The sequence below is a fragment of the Cryobacterium serini genome, from assembly GCF_004404025.1.
Taxonomy (GTDB): Bacteria; Actinomycetota; Actinomycetes; order Actinomycetales; family Microbacteriaceae; genus Cryobacterium; species Cryobacterium serini.
The window spans coordinates 215,357-228,024 of record NZ_SOHN01000009.1 but is presented as its reverse complement, the minus strand read 5'-3'; the positions used below and the strand labels follow the sequence as shown (position 1 = coordinate 228,024).

11 protein-coding genes and 2 tRNA genes are annotated in these 12,668 nt (G+C 63.1%); 8 read left to right on the top strand and 5 right to left on the bottom strand.

Features of this window, described 5'->3' with window-relative positions; translation table 11 throughout:
- The first annotated feature begins 78 nt into the window (after nucleotides 1-78).
- The 7 genes from valS (at nucleotide 79) to E3T51_RS06610 (ending at nucleotide 7,905) form a co-directional block, all read left to right on the top strand.
- Nucleotides 79-2,673, top strand: coding sequence for a valine--tRNA ligase (gene valS / locus E3T51_RS06640; protein WP_134528964.1), 2,595 nt, complete (start codon nucleotides 79-81; stop codon nucleotides 2,671-2,673).
- A gap of 8 nt (nucleotides 2,674-2,681) precedes the next feature.
- Nucleotides 2,682-3,128: a GNAT family N-acetyltransferase gene (locus E3T51_RS06635; protein WP_134528962.1), complete on the top strand. Its 447-nt coding sequence runs from the start codon at nucleotides 2,682-2,684 to the stop codon at nucleotides 3,126-3,128.
- Nucleotides 3,129-3,131: 3 nt separating this feature from the next.
- The gene (locus E3T51_RS06630) at nucleotides 3,132-3,401 is read left to right on the top strand and encodes a hypothetical protein (RefSeq protein ID WP_134528960.1); all 270 of its coding nucleotides are present in this window, start codon (nucleotides 3,132-3,134) and stop codon (nucleotides 3,399-3,401) included.
- Nucleotides 3,402-3,478: 77 nt separating this feature from the next.
- The gene (locus E3T51_RS06625) at nucleotides 3,479-4,432 is read left to right on the top strand and encodes a hypothetical protein (protein WP_134528958.1); all 954 of its coding nucleotides are present in this window, start codon (nucleotides 3,479-3,481) and stop codon (nucleotides 4,430-4,432) included.
- 10 nt (nucleotides 4,433-4,442) lie between these two features.
- Nucleotides 4,443-4,805, top strand: coding sequence for a GntR family transcriptional regulator (locus tag E3T51_RS06620; RefSeq protein WP_134528957.1), 363 nt, complete (start codon nucleotides 4,443-4,445; stop codon nucleotides 4,803-4,805).
- An 89-nt stretch (nucleotides 4,806-4,894) separates the two neighbouring features.
- Entirely contained in the window at nucleotides 4,895-6,961 is a 2,067-nt protein-coding gene (locus E3T51_RS06615; RefSeq protein ID WP_134528956.1) for a M3 family metallopeptidase, read from the top strand.
- 161 nt (nucleotides 6,962-7,122) lie between these two features.
- Complete coding sequence (locus E3T51_RS06610; RefSeq protein WP_134528955.1) at nucleotides 7,123-7,905, top strand: hypothetical protein; 783 nt, start codon at nucleotides 7,123-7,125, stop codon at nucleotides 7,903-7,905.
- Nucleotides 7,906-7,912: 7 nt separating this feature from the next.
- Here the strand turns inward: E3T51_RS06610 and clpX are convergent, their stop codons facing one another.
- The 5 genes from clpX to E3T51_RS06585 form a co-directional block, all read right to left on the bottom strand.
- Nucleotides 7,913-9,190 carry an ATP-dependent Clp protease ATP-binding subunit ClpX gene (gene clpX / locus E3T51_RS06605; RefSeq protein WP_104191061.1) on the bottom strand — a complete coding sequence of 426 codons (1,278 nt, stop codon included), beginning with the start codon at nucleotides 9,188-9,190 and terminating at the stop codon, nucleotides 7,913-7,915.
- Nucleotides 9,191-9,321: 131 nt separating this feature from the next.
- A complete protein-coding gene (locus E3T51_RS06600; RefSeq protein ID WP_233205724.1) occupies nucleotides 9,322-9,981 on the bottom strand; it encodes an ATP-dependent Clp protease proteolytic subunit in 660 nt (219 codons plus the stop codon).
- Between the two features lie 66 nt (nucleotides 9,982-10,047).
- Entirely contained in the window at nucleotides 10,048-10,650 is a 603-nt protein-coding gene (locus E3T51_RS06595) for an ATP-dependent Clp protease proteolytic subunit (protein WP_104191059.1), read from the bottom strand.
- A 180-nt stretch (nucleotides 10,651-10,830) separates the two neighbouring features.
- A complete protein-coding gene (tig, locus tag E3T51_RS06590) occupies nucleotides 10,831-12,228 on the bottom strand; it encodes a trigger factor (RefSeq protein ID WP_166806406.1) in 1,398 nt (465 codons plus the stop codon).
- Between the two features lie 43 nt (nucleotides 12,229-12,271).
- Nucleotides 12,272-12,345: transfer RNA gene (locus E3T51_RS06585), tRNA-Pro, on the bottom strand.
- Between the two features lie 184 nt (nucleotides 12,346-12,529).
- On the opposite strand from E3T51_RS06585, the gene E3T51_RS06580 reads away from it, so the two are divergent.
- Nucleotides 12,530-12,600, top strand: a tRNA-Gly gene (locus E3T51_RS06580).
- Nucleotides 12,601-12,668: the final 68 nt, after the last annotated feature.

Genomic DNA, 12,668 nt, shown 5'->3' with positions numbered 1-12,668 from the left:
GCCGATCGGGTAGATTAGATGCGCACACTCGGGCACCTCACCATCGACACGGTGCCGAATACACCGAACCGGAGAGTTATGACCCACGCCGACCGCGTCCCCGAAAAGCCTGCGCTCGAAGGGCTCGAAGCCAAGTGGCAGTCCCGCTGGGAAACCGACGGCACCTACCTTTTTGCACGCGAGAACGCTACCCGCGAGACGATCTACTCAATCGACACTCCCCCGCCGACCGCATCTGGTTCGCTGCACATCGGCCACGTTTTCTCATACACCCACACTGACGTCGTCGCCCGTTTTCAGCGGATGCGCGGCAAGAACGTGTTTTACCCGATGGGCTGGGACGACAACGGCCTGCCCACCGAACGTCGCGTACAGAACTATTACGGCGTGCGCTGCGACCCCTCGCTCGGCTATACCGAGAACTTTGTTGCACCATTCAAAGGCGGAGACGGCAAGAGCTCGAAAGCTGCCGACCAGCTGCCGATCAGCCGCCGCAACTTCATCGAACTCTGCGAAACCCTCACCAAAGAAGACGAGAAGCAGTTTGAAGCCGTGTGGCGTGCACTCGGCCTGAGTGTCGACTGGACGCAGACCTACCGCACCATCGGCCAGGAGGCACTGTTCACCTCGCAGCTCGCCTTTCTCGGCAATGTCGAACGCGGCGAGGCGTACCAGGCCATGGCGCCGACCCTCTGGGACGTCACTTTTCGCACCGCTGTAGCCCAGGCTGAACTTGAAGACAAGGACATGCCCGCCGCTTACCACCGGGTCTCCTTCCTGAAGCCCGACGGCAGCACGATCGAGATCGAGACGACCCGCCCCGAACTTCTCCCGGCCTGCGTTGCCCTCGTCGCGCATCCCGATGACGAACGCTACAAGCATCTGTTTGGCACCACCGTGACGACCCCCGTGTTTGGTGTCGAGGTTCCGGTGCTCGCGCACCACCTCGCCCAGAAGGATAAGGGTTCAGGAATCGCCATGATCTGTACTTTCGGCGATCTGACCGACGTCGTCTGGTGGCGCGAACTCGACCTGCCCAACCGCGCCATCATGGGTTTCGATGGTCGCATCACTGCCGAAGCACCGGAGGCGATCACCTCCCTCGTCGGCCGCGACGCGTATGCGCAGCTCGCCGGCAAGACCGTGTTCGGGGCGAAGGCCGCCGTGGTTGAACTTTTGAAAGCCAGTGGCGACCTCATCGGTGAGCCGAAGCCGATCGTGCACGCCGTCAAGTTCTTCGAAAAGGGCGACAAGCCACTCGAAATCGTTTCCACTCGCCAGTGGTACATCCGCAACGGTGCCCGCGACGAAAAGCTCCGCGCGCGACTGCTCGAGCACGGCACCGAGCTGGCCTGGCACCCTGAATTCATGAAAGTGCGCTACGAGAATTGGGTGAATGGACTCACCGGCGACTGGCTCATCTCCCGCCAGCGTTTCTTCGGCGTGCCTCTGCCGGTTTGGTACCCCCTCGACACCGAGGCCAAGCCGGTATTCGACCAGCCGATTGTCGCCACCCGCGACCTGCTACCGGTTGACCCGTCCTCGGATCCCGCGCCCGGCTACACCGAGAGCCAGCGCGGCGAGGCCGGCGGCTTCGTCGGCGAAGTCGACGTGATGGACACCTGGGCCACCTCCTCGCTTACTCCACAACTTGCCGGTGGCTGGGAGCGAGACCCGGAACTGTTCCAGCTAGTCTTCCCTTATTCGCTGCGCCCGCAGGGCCAGGACATCATTCGCACCTGGTTGTTCTCCACGGTGCTGCGCGCCGAGCAGCAGCACGGTGTGGCACCGTGGCAGCATGCCGCGCTCAGCGGCTTCATCGTCGACCCCGACCGCAAGAAGATGTCGAAGTCCAAGGGCAACGTCGTCACCCCGGCCGACATGCTCGAAAAACATGGATCCGACGCGGTGCGCTACTGGGCGGCTTCCTCGCGCCTCGGCACCGACGCGGCCTTCGACCCCCAAAACCCGACGCAGATCAAGATCGGCCGTCGCCTCGCCATCAAGATCCTCAACGCGAGCAAGTTCGTCTCCATGTCGCAGGGCAGCAGTACAGCCCCGATCACCGAACCCGTCGACCAGAGCATGCTCGCCGGCCTCACCGCGGTCGTCGCCCAGGCCACGACTGCGTTCGAGAACTACGACCACGCCCGGGCGCTGGAGACCACGGAAAGTTTCTTCTGGACCTTCTGCGACGACTACCTCGAGCTGGTCAAGGAACGCGCTTACGGCGAGCCCGGACCCGGCCAGGCTTCCGCCGTTGCCGCGCTGCGCACCGCACTGGCCACGCTACTGCGCCTGTTCGCGCCGTTCGTTCCGTTCGCGACCGAAGAAGCCTGGTCCTGGTCCAACGACGGCTCGGTGCACACCGCGCCGTGGCCGGTCGCGGCCGACCTGCTCGGCAGCGACGAGGTCGCCATCGGCAATATTGCCCTGCTCGATTTGGCCAGCCGCGCTTTGACTGGCATCCGTCGTGCCAAAACGGATGCGAAAGCGTCGCAGAAGTCTGAGGTGGATTCCGCAGTAATATGCGGTGCACCCGCCGAAATTGCCCTGTTGACCCTGGCCGCTGCTGATCTCAAAGCGGTCGGTCGCATTCACAATCTGACCTTTGTCGACGGCAGTGAACTCGCTGTGACCGACATCGTGTTCGCCACCGTGTTGGAAAGTTAGGAGACCAGATGTCAGTGACCGTGCGCCCATTGGGCGACAAGGACTTTTTCGCCTGGCTGGGCCTGTTCGAGGGCTACAGCGCGTTCTACGAGAGCGAACTTACCGATCAGAAAGCCCTGCAGGTGTGGAGCTGGATTATCGACACGAACAACGCCCTCTTTGGTGCCGTGGCGGTCAACGACGATGGTGACTTCGTCGGCCTCGCACACTACCGCAGCGTTCCGCGCACCCTTAGCGGCGACCTCGCGCTGTTCCTAGACGATCTCTATGTGGCCGAGGACGCGCGCGGAAAGGGCGTCGGCACCTTATTGATGGAATTCACTAAGGACTATGCCCGTGTGCACCAGCTGGCCCAGATTCAGCTGATGACCGCCGCCGACAATGCAACCGCGCAGGTGCTCTACGACCAGCTCGGAACGCGTACCGACTGGGTCACCTACGAGATTGACGTCTAGATCATGCAGTTGGGCACCCGATGGACCCTGGGCGGCACGCTGCCGGCGGGGCTGCCGCACGTTGTTGAAATCGCCGTGCAAGCGGTCGAAGAAGATCTCACGGCGCTGGACGTCGACACCAGTACCTGGCGCTGGACCCTGACCTGGCTGGAATCGAAACCGGTGATCGAGCTCGACGATGGCACCATCATCCGGTTCAATCCGGTCGACGACAGTGCCACCATCACGCAGCCATCGACCAACGTCGATGACGATGACGAGGAATGGATTTAGGGCGCACGTGTAGCTGCGCGTTGGTACACGTGCTAGCGTTTTGTGTGTCACCTCAGTGACACACAAAAGGGGCACGCATGTTGTTTCTCATTTACTTTCTGCTCGTTTTTCTCGTGGTCGGGATTGTTCGCGTGGCCAGCCGAAATGGCCTGGCCGTCCTCGCCGTGACGGTTCCCGAGATTGGCACGGTGGCCGCGCGCAGGTTCTCCCGTTCAATCATGCTGCGCAACATCGGCGCTCTCCTGGCCGGCGGAATGGTGCTCTGGTCGCTCGACCGGCTCAACCAGGCGCAACCTGGTTGGTATGGTTTGCCGCTGTTGCTGGCCCCTGGCGTCGCTGCAGCGATCGGGCTGTTGGTCTTCGCGCTCTGCCCCACTCGCATCGTGACCGACCGGCCCGCGCGCCGCTCGGCCGATTTAGTGCCGCGCCGAGTGTGGACATACGGGCCGGCCTGGGGATTTCTGCTTCCACTGGGCGCTGCAGTCGCCACGGTTGTCTTCGCGATCATTGCCGGCCTGGCGTCGAGCGCGCAGCCTGACGGCGCTTTTCGTTCGATCACCATCGGCCAAAGCACAGCGAGCCCCTACCCGGGCTGGTACTACGGTGTGCCGCTGATCGGCCTAACCGTGCTGCTCGCGGCGGTGACACTGTTTGCACTCGGTCGAATCGCCTCGGCAGCGCGCTCAGAACAATTCGAAGCGCTCGATCGTGCGGTGCGAATTCTCGCCACGCGTGTAGTCATGCAGCTCAGCTCCGGAGCGCTGTTTCTTTACTCCGGTGGTGTGCTGCTGGTCGCCGGCTGGGCCACGAGAAACGCTGCAACCACCTTCCTGCCCGGAGGGACGGCTGCCTCCGCTATGCAGCCAGCCGCCACCATCGGTCTTACCGAGCTGGTTGCGGGGTTGATCGTCACGCTGCTCGGCGGCGTTCTGGTCATCCTCTCAATCCTGGATGCCACCAGGCAGCCACTCGACCGCGTCTCTTCGGCAGGCGCCCCCACAGTGGATGCAGCATCCACCCGGCCGTCATGACCCTCCGCACATGATCACCATCGACGAAGACCAGGCCACGCCGCCGTTCGAGCAGATTCGGGCCCAGCTGGCCGACCAGATCCGAGCCGGATCGCTCGCCGCCGACCAGCGCCTGCCCTCGATGCGCCAGCTCGCGACCGATCTGCGGGTAGCGACGGGCACCGTCGCGCGTGCCTACGCCGCATTGGAGGCAGCGGGGCTCATCTCAACCAGTCGGGCCAGCGGCACCAGGGTGCGCGCCGATCAGGGCATCGACGACGAGTCTCGAGCGAGTGCGCGACGCTTCGCGCAGGCCCTACATCGGCGGGGAGTCAGCCTCGACGATGCGCTCAGCGTCGTGCGCGCCGAGTGGTCGCGCATCAGCAACTTCTAGTCCGGGCGGGTGGGCCGCTCGATGTCCAGTATCGCCATCGCGACTCCTGCGCAGCCGGCCCCGCACGGCCGGGTCGCTAGTGTGGACGCATGGCTCTCACCGCGAACAACCCCTTTTTCACCCGGAGCACGCTTCCCTACCAACTGCCGCCCTTTGCTTCCATTACCGACGAACACTATCGACCGGCCTTTCTGCAGGGCATGACCGCGCAGCTCGCCGAGGTCAGCGCCATCACCGGCACAGCGGATGCCCCCAGTTTCGACAATACGCTCGTCGCGCTCGAGCGCAGCGGACAGACACTCGCCCGGGTCTCCGAGGTCTTCTTCAACAAGAGTTCCTCCGACTCCAGCGACTTCACCAACGACCTCGAAGAAGAACTCGCGCCGCTGCTGGCCGCCCACGCCGACGCGATCCGCCTCGATCCCGCGCTCTACTCGCGCCTCGCCGCCGTGCACGAGCAGCGCGCCAGCCTCGGACTCGACGCCGAGTCGCTCTACCTCGTCGAGCGCTATTTCACCGAGTTCACGCTGGCCGGGGCCGGCCTGAGCGACGACAACAAGCAGTCTCTGCGTGATTTCAACTCGCGGCTGTCGACCCTCACCACCCGCTTCGAAAAGAACCTGCTGGCCGACACCAACGAGCTCGCCCTCATCATTGACGACGTGGCCGAGCTCGACGGGCTCACGGAGGGTGAGATCTCGGCGGCCGCCGAGGCCGCCCGGGAACGCCAGCTCGACGGCAAATACCTGATCAGCCTGGTACTGCCCACCTCGCACCCCTATCTCGCGAGCCTCACCGACCGGGGGGTGCGCGAACGATTGCTCGCGGCAAGCCGAGCCCGCGGTATCCGCTCGGATGCGGCGGGAGCGGCCAACGATAACCGGCCGCTCGTGATTGAGATCACCCACCTGCGCGCCCAACGCGCTCGACTGCTGGGGTTTGACAGCCACGCCGCCTATGTGACCGCCGACGAAACCGCCAAGACCCCCGGTGCAGTTTGGGATTTGCTCGGACGTCTCGCACCAGCCGCTGCCCGCAATGCCCGTGTGGAACAGGTCGATCTGCAGGCCGTGGTCGACGCCGAGGGCGGTGGATTCGAACTGGCTGCCTGGGACTGGGCGTTCTACACCGAGAAAGTGCGGCGCGCCAAGTACGACGTGGACACCGCGGCCATGCGCCCCTACTTCGAGCTCGAAAGCGTACTGACCAACGGGGTCTTCTACGCGGCCAACCAGCTCTACGGGCTGACCTTCACGGCGAGGCCCGAGCTGGTCGGCTGGCACCCCGAATCGCGCGTCTTCGAGGTCACGACAGAAGACGGCACTGCACTCGGTCTCTACATCGGCGACTTCTACACCCGCGATTCCAAGCGCGGCGGGGCTTGGATGAATGCCCTGGTCTCGCAGTCGGGCCTGCTCGGCACCAATACGACCGTGGTCTGCAATAATCTCAACGTGTCGAAGCCCGCTGCCGGCCAGCCGACTCTGCTCACGTACGACCAGGTCACCACCCTGTTCCACGAATTCGGACATGCCCTGCACGGTCTCCTGGCCCGCGCAACCTATCCCAAATTCTCCGGCACCAATGTCTACCGGGACTTCGTGGAATTCCCCAGCCAGGTCAACGAGATGTGGATGCTCTGGCCAGAAGTGCTCGCCAACTACGCCCGCCATTACCAGACCGGTGAGGCAATGCCGCAGAAGTTGGTGGACCGAATCCAGGCGTCGTCGGCTTTCAACGAGGGCTTCCTGACCAGCGAGTACCTCGCCGCAGCACTCCTCGACCAGGCCTGGCACCGCATTGACGCCGACACGGTCGTCACCGACGTTGCCCGGTTCGAAGCGGAGGCCCTCGCCTCCGTTTCGCTCGACAATGCGGCTGTTCCCACCCGCTACGCGAGCACCTACTTCGCCCACACCTTCTCGGGAGGGTACGACGCCGGGTACTACTCCTACATCTGGAGCGAGGTGCTCGACGCCGATACTGTCGAATGGTTTAGGGAGAATGGCGGCCTCACGCGCGACAACGGCGATCGTTTTCGCGACCGCCTGCTCGGAGTCGGCGGCACCAAAGACCCCCTGGAGGCCTACCGCCACTGGCGCGGCCGCGACGCCGAGCTGCAGCCGCTGCTCGACCGCCGCGGCCTCAACGCGTGACTTCGCACTAGACGCTGGACCTGCGCCAGTGCCGGCGAGTTTCACTCCTGCAAAGCGGCGCACCTCCCACTCACCGTGAAGTGCCCGCTCGTCATCAGCGATGCCATCACCCTCAGTATTGAGGATGCGCGGCGCCATCGCCCGTCATAGGCTGCTTGGCCATGGACATCCAGAGAGTTCCAATTCAGGGCACTGCTCGGCGATGGTTTCTCTGGATCGTCGCCCTAATTTTCGCCGTCATGCTGTTGGGTGGGATCGTCACCCACTACCTGCGCGAGAACCTCGACATCACAACCCCTGGCTGGCGCGCTCTTAGCGCCGCAGCGAGCCTGCTCTACGCCGACGGCGAAGCGAACCTGTGGGCTTGGGCATCCGGGCTGCTTCTGGCCGGTATCGGGCTGTCCCTGGGTGCGGTCGGGTTAACCGCTCGGAATGAGGGGGGCGTCGGTGCGCCGTACTTTGTGCTCGCGGCCGTCGCCGTTGAACTGTCAGCAGACGAAATAGCCCAACTGCACGAGAAATTGGCTAAATTCGATCTCGATACCCGCTTCACATTTGCCTGGCTCTCCGTCGGTGTGCCGCTGGCCATTCTCGCCGGCCTGCTTGTGCTCTGGGTGGCCCGCACGATCGGCCGACAGCTTCGCCGCCGGCTCATCGTTGCGGGAGCCATCTTCCTGCTCGGTGCCGTTGGCTTTGAAGCCATGGGCGGCATCGTTGTCGGCGGACGCCTTGACGATCTCTCGCGGGGCAGCTTGCCCTACCATCTGCTCGTCGGTATCGAGGAGGGCCTCGAGGTCACCGGCGCCCTCCTCGCCCTCAGCGCGGCACTGTCGGCGCTGTCCATTGAGCGCACGCTAGAAGGCGTCCTGGTGCGGACCCGACTCAGTCGAACGGGTGACACCTCGAATAGCCGTTCGTCAGGAGCGCAGCCCGCCGGAGGCTGAGCCCAACCTAGGCCGTTTTCGCCTGGTGGGCCTTCTGCAGCACCATCTCAGCGGGTGCGTTGTTTAACACCGTGTCGCGCGTGATGATAACGCGTTCCACGTCGGTACTCGACGGGACCTCGAACATGACCGGGCCCAGTACCTCCTCGAGAATGGCTCGCAGGCCCCGGGCCCCGGTCTTGCGAAGAACGGCGAGGTCGGCGATGGCTTCGAGCGCCGGCTGCTCAAACTCGAGTTCTACACCGTCGAGCTCGAACATGCGCTGGTACTGCCGCACGAGCGCGTTCTTGGGCACGGTCAGAATCTGCATGAGTGCCACCTGATCGAGCTGCGTCACCGTCGTGACGACGGGGAGGCGACCGATGAACTCGGGAATCAGCCCGAACTTGTGCAGGTCTTCGGGCAAGACCTCACTGAACAGGTTGATGTCGTCGCCCTTGATATGCAGGGGCGCCCCGAAACCGATTCCCTTCTTGCCGGCACGAGACGAAATAATGTCTTCGAGCCCGGCGAAAGCGCCGGCCACGATGAACAGCACGTTCGTCGTATCGATCTGAATGAATTCCTGGTGCGGATGCTTGCGCCCACCCTGCGGGGGAACGGAAGCAATCGTGCCCTCAAGAATCTTCAACAGCGCCTGCTGCACGCCCTCGCCCGAAACATCGCGGGTGATCGATGGGTTTTCGGCCTTTCGGGCGATCTTGTCGATCTCGTCGATGTAGATAATGCCGGTCTCGGCACGTTTGACGTCGTAGTCCGCGGCCTGGATGAGCTTGAGCAGAATGTTCTCGACGTCTTCGCCGACGTAACCGGCCTCGGTGAGGGCCGTCGCGTCTGCTACGGCGAAGGGAACGTTGAGGCGCTTGGCGAGGGTCTGGGCGAGATAGGTTTTGCCGCAGCCGGTCGGGCCAATGAGCAGAATGTTTGACTTGGCGATCTCGACGTCGTCGTGGATAGCCTCGGCAGCGGTGAGCGTAGCCCGTGCCCGGACGCGCTTGTAGTGGTTGTAGACGGCAACGGCGAGAGCACGCTTAGCGGGCTCCTGGCCAATGACGTATTCCTCGAGGAAGCCGAAGATTTCTTTGGGCTTGGGGAGGTCGAATTCGCCAGCGCTGGCTTCGGAGCCGGCCTCAGCAAGGCGCTCTTCAATGATCTCGTTGCACAACTCGACGCATTCGTCACAGATGTACACGCCGGGGCCGGCAATGAGTTGTTGTACCTGCTTCTGGCTCTTTCCGCAGAAGGAACACTTGAGCAGGTCGGCACTTTCACCGATTCGGGCCATGTCAGCCTCCTCCATTGGTCTCGCTGCAATTGAGCCTAGTCTGTGCGTCCGACACTTGCGTGCAGCGCGCCAGAAACCGAAACGGCGCGGCGCCGAAAGGCGACGCGCCGCACACGTGTTTCGGGTTCAGACTACTTAACCAGCATCGGAAGGTTCTTGCGGCTGGTCAAAACCTGGTCGATGAGGCCGTACTCGAGAGCCTCGGCGGCGCTCATGATCTTGTCACGGTCGATGTCCTTATTGACCTGCTCCACACTCCGGTTGGAGTGGTGAGCGAGGGTTTCTTCGAGCCAGACGCGCATGCGCAGAATCTCAGCCGCCTGAATCTCGATATCCGAGGCCTGCCCACCACCCTGGCCGCCAACCGACGGCTGGTGAATGAGGATGCGCGCGTTCGGCAGGGCGAGACGCTTGCCCGCCGTTCCGCCGGCCAGCAGCACGGCCGCAGCGGATGCCGCCTGGCCGAGGCAGACCGTCATCACGTGCGGACGGATGTACTGCATGGTGTCGTAAATCGCTGTCATGGCGGTGAAGGAACCACCGGGCGAATTGATGTACATGGTGATGTCGCGGTCCGGGTCCTGGCTCTCGAGCACAAGGAGCTGGGCCATCACGTCATCGGCCGAGGCATCGTCAACCTGCACACCGAGAAAGATGATGCGGTCTTCGAACAGCTTTGCGTACGGGTCTTGGCGCTTGTACCCGTAGGCGGTGCGTTCTTCAAAGGTGGGCAGGATATAGCGCGATTCGGGCGCACCGTTGTTAGTCAACTGCTTGGTCGAGCCGCCCATCGAGCTGTAGGCCGTTCCACCGAATGTGGGGATAGTCATGTTTTCTTCCTGTTCAGTTTCGGCGGACTACTTGGTGGCGTCGGCGTCGGGATCGGTGCCGCCGCCGCCGATGACATCCGAAGCGGATGCGCGGAGGTGGTCGACAAAACCATATTCGAGGGCTTCCTCGGCACTGAACCAGTTGTCGCGGTCACCGTCAGCGTTGATCTGCTCCGGGGTCTTGCCGGTCTGCGCGGCCGTGATCTCCGACAGTCTCTGCTTCATGTCGAGGATGAGGCGGGCCTGGGTCTGGATGTCGGCGGCCGTGCCACCGAATCCACCCGACGGCTGGTGCAGGAGCACGCGAGCGTTCGGGGTGATGTAGCGCTTGCCCTTGGTGCCCGAGGTAAGCAGGAACTGGCCCATCGAGGCCGCCATGCCGATGCCGACGGTGACGATGTCGTTGGGTACGAACTGCATCGTGTCGTAGATCGCCATTCCCGCGGTGATCGAACCGCCAGGAGAGTTGATGTAGAGGTAGATGTCGCGCTTCGAGTCTTCCGCTGCCAGCAAGAGGATCTTCGCGCAGATCTCGTTCGCGTTTTCATCACGGACCTCTGAGCCGAGCCAGATGATGCGGTCCTTCAGCAGTCGGTCAAATACACCGTTGGTGGGTGTCGGGTCGGCCATGTCGTGCTCCGTTTCAGTTGTCGCTTCTCAATGAATCTATCGGAGTGCGCGGGGGGAAAAGGCTGTGTTCGCCCTCGGCAGATTACCGGGCCCGCGCCCCGGCGCTTGCAGCATGCAAAAGGCCGACTGGAGTGAATCCGGCCGGCCCATGCACGCGATTATGCAGTACTGCTTTACAAGCTACTTCTTGGCAGCGGCTTTCTTCTTCTTCGGCTTCTCGTCGACTTCAGCCTCGACCTCTGCGTCGGCGACGGGAGCAGCGTCAACGGCGGCGTCAGCGGCATCCACTTCACCCTCGTCGTCGACCGGGCCGGTGAACTCGCTCAGATCGACCGGCTTGCCGTTGGAGTCAACGACCTCCGCCTTGCCCAGGGCGATAGCGAGGGCCTTGTTGCGGGCAACCTCGGCGACCATCGACGGAATCTGACCGTTGGTGTTGAGCGTCTGCACGAACTCGCTCGGGTCCATGCCGTACTGGCTGGCACCCTGGATGAGGTACTGGGTGAGCTCGTCCTGGCTGACCTTGACCTGCTCAGCTTCGGCGATCGTGTCGAGCAGGATCTGCTGACGGAACGTCTTCTCGCTGGCTTCGGTGACCTCGGCGCGGTGGGTGTCATCTTCGAGGCGGCTTTCGCCCTCGAGGTGGCGGTTTACCTCGTCGAGGATGATCGCGGCGGGGATCGGAACTTCGACCGAGCCGAGGAGCGTCTCGATAAGACGCTCTCGGGCCTGGCTGCCCTGGCCGAAGGCCTTGGACTTCTCAACCTGCACCTTGAGGCTCTCGGTGAGCTGCGCGATCGTGTCGAACTCGCTCGAAATCTGAGCGAAGTCGTCATCGGCGGCGGGAAGCTCGCGCTCCTTCACTGCGATGACGGTGATGGTGATTTCGGCCGTTTCGCCCTCGTGGTCGCCGCCCATGAGGTCGGAGTTGAAGGTCGTGGTCTCGCCGGCGCTGAGCGAGTCGAGCGCTTCGTCGATACCGTCGATGAGGTCGCCGGAGCCAACCTCGTAGGAGATGCCGCTGGCGGTGTCGACCTCTTCGCCGTCGATCGCGGCGTTCAGGTCGATCTGGGCGAAGTCACCGGTCTTGGCGGGACGATCGACGGTGATGAGCGTACCGAACCGGCTGCGCAGCTTGTCGAGTTCTTCGGCAACTTCTTCGTCGGATACCGCGACGGCATCGACGGTGAGCTTGAGACCGTCATAGCTGGGCAGGTCGATCTCGGGGCGCACGTCGACCTCGATGGCGAGGAGCAGATCACCGGAGAAGTCGGTGTTGCTCGGCCATTCGACGATGTCGGCCTCTGGGCGGCCCAGGGGGCGCAGCTTGTTCTCTTCGACGGCCGCACGGTAGAAACCGTCGAGACCCTCGTTGACGGCGTGTTCCAGAACGGCGGCCTTGCCGACGCGCTGGTCGATGATGGCCGGCGGGACCTTTCCCTTACGAAAACCGGGGATGTTGATGTCCTCGGCGATGTGGCCGTAGGCGTGGGTGATGGCTGGCTTCAGCTCGTCGGGGCTCACCGTGATGGTGAGTTTGGCGCGCGTGGGGCTCAGTTTTTCGACCGTGGACTTCACTCGAGACTCTCCTGTGTATTGAAACGGTGTGCTGCGGATAATGTCGGGGCGACAGGAATTGAACCTGCGACTTCTCGCCCCCAAAACGAGCGCTCTACCAAGCTGAGCTACGCCCCGGATCTGCTTCGACCCATCGGTACTTCTTTGTTGGGGAATCAATCTGTTGGCGCAGCGTTAGCTCACGACAGGCGGATTGACCTCGACCAGTCTAATGCACGCCTTTCGAGCGGATGCGCCCCTACTGGCAAACGACCCCCGGTTTCCTGTACTACGATATTCGAGTGCCCAGTTGCCTGGGCCTGGGGTCGTAGCTCAATGGTAGAGCCTGAGTTTTCCAAACTTATGACGCGGGTTCGATTCCCGTCGACCCCTCTGTTTAGGGGAAATAAGAAAGCCGCCAGCCCAAGCTGGCGGCTTTCTTTGCATTAAACGGATGACAT

Excerpts from the sequence above, each read along its gene's own strand:
- E3T51_RS06625 (WP_134528958.1), top strand. The coding sequence starts at position 3,479 with ATGTTGTTTCTCATTTACTTTCTGCTCGTTTTTCTCGTGGTCGGGATT.
- E3T51_RS06620 (WP_134528957.1), top strand. The coding sequence starts at position 4,443 with ATGATCACCATCGACGAAGACCAGGCCACGCCGCCGTTCGAGCAGATT.
- valS (WP_134528964.1), top strand. The coding sequence starts at position 79 with ATGACCCACGCCGACCGCGTCCCCGAAAAGCCTGCGCTCGAAGGGCTC.
- E3T51_RS06635 (WP_134528962.1), top strand. The coding sequence starts at position 2,682 with ATGTCAGTGACCGTGCGCCCATTGGGCGACAAGGACTTTTTCGCCTGG.
- E3T51_RS06600 (WP_233205724.1), bottom strand. The coding sequence starts at position 9,981 with ATGGGCGGCTCGACCAAGCAGTTGACTAACAACGGTGCGCCCGAATCG.
- E3T51_RS06615 (WP_134528956.1), top strand. The coding sequence starts at position 4,895 with ATGGCTCTCACCGCGAACAACCCCTTTTTCACCCGGAGCACGCTTCCC.
- E3T51_RS06610 (WP_134528955.1), top strand. The coding sequence starts at position 7,123 with ATGGACATCCAGAGAGTTCCAATTCAGGGCACTGCTCGGCGATGGTTT.
- E3T51_RS06595 (WP_104191059.1), bottom strand. The coding sequence starts at position 10,650 with ATGGCCGACCCGACACCCACCAACGGTGTATTTGACCGACTGCTGAAG.
- clpX (WP_104191061.1), bottom strand. The coding sequence starts at position 9,190 with ATGGCCCGAATCGGTGAAAGTGCCGACCTGCTCAAGTGTTCCTTCTGC.
- E3T51_RS06630 (WP_134528960.1), top strand. The coding sequence starts at position 3,132 with ATGCAGTTGGGCACCCGATGGACCCTGGGCGGCACGCTGCCGGCGGGG.